General features: G+C 70.8%; 1 protein-coding gene. It reads right to left on the bottom strand.

The window, feature by feature from the left end; genetic code table 11:
- A partial coding sequence (locus tag R5W23_RS08215; protein WP_320685916.1) for an IS66 family transposase occupies positions 1-952 on the bottom strand: 952 nt, incomplete at its 3' end.
- Positions 953-1,347 lie beyond the last annotated feature (395 nt).

Here is a 1,347-nt window from a genome sequence, read left to right on the forward strand (position 1 = left end):
ACAGCGCGATCACCTGGCGCGGGAACCGCACGGCCCCGCGGGTCGCCCGCTCCAGCCGCTCCCGCGCGCGGCGGAGCACATGGGCCAGGCACTGCTGGTGGATCGCCCCCTCGAATCGCTCGTAGGAGGCGAACCCGTCGTGGCTCAGGACGCCCGACCCGTCCGCCCCGATCACCCGCTCCAGGGCGTCGGCGCTGCGTTGTGAGTCGATGGCGTACGCGGTGGCCCGGTCACCGACCCACGCGTGGAGCCCGGCCGTGTGCCCCCCGATCCGCCACCCGGTCTCGTCCGCCGCGATCGGCTCGGACGACCGCACGTGGTCGAGGATCCGCTGGTAATCCGGTTCCAGGCGGGCCGCGGCCCGAAGGTCGATCTGGGCGCTGGCCCCGCGGGTCAACGTGATGCCGAAGAGTGTCCGGAAGACCGACGCCACCTTGCCGTGCGACAGGCCCATCTGGGTGTGCAGGACCGCGGCGGCGGTCTGGGCATCGGGGCCCACCTGGCTGGCGGCCGCGCCCAGGGCGTCGGACGTCTGGAGCGGATGACGGCCCTGGGCTCGCTTCCCGCACGCCTCACAGTGCCCGATGTGGATGCGGAACTTGCGGATCAGCGGCCGGCGTGGAATCTCGGTCTGGAACTGCTCGGCCGTGCCGGTCTCAACGAGCCGGCCGCGGCAGTGCGGGCAGGCGTCGGGGAGGTCGGCCTCGTGGCACTCCGCGACCTGTTCGGGTGGGGGCGGCGAGCGGTGACCGTGCTTGCCGTGGGCATCCCCCGATCGGCGGCCGGGTGGCTTCGGGTTCGGCTTGGGCGGACCCTTGCGGAATGGAGCGGCCTGCCGCTTGCCCGCGCGCGTGGCCTCGTCCAGCCACCGGGTCAGTTCGGCGACCTGGGCCGTAAGTTCGGCGACTTGCTTGGAGAGGTCCCGGCAACCGGGGCACGCGGGCGTGTCCATACTACGATGTTACTCGATTGACCGCGATTCCGCTGCACCGGGCGATGACCGAGGCGCTAAACAAGTACGTCTGCACACGGTCGGGGCCGGGCCGGCGTCGCCCAAAAGAGGGTGCTCGACGCCTCACGGCGTCACTGAAGTCTGCACGCCGAGCAGCTTGCGCCGCTGGCGGGCCGAAACCTAGTGCTCAACGCCTCACGGCGTCACTGAAGTCTGCACGCTTTGCTCGCGTCGCACCGGTAGAACCGGTTCATGTGCTCAACGCCCCACGGCGTCACTGAAGTCTGCACGAGCAGCACAGCCAGCGAGCCCGCGAACGGCTCGAGTGCTCAACGCCTCACGGCGTCACTGAAGTCTGCACTTGAACGCGAGCGATACGAGCGTGGCGCCGGGCG

Origin of the sequence: Gemmata algarum, assembly GCF_034097035.1 — a bacterium.
In the GTDB taxonomy this organism is placed as follows: domain Bacteria; phylum Planctomycetota; class Planctomycetia; order Gemmatales; family Gemmataceae; genus Gemmata; species Gemmata algarum.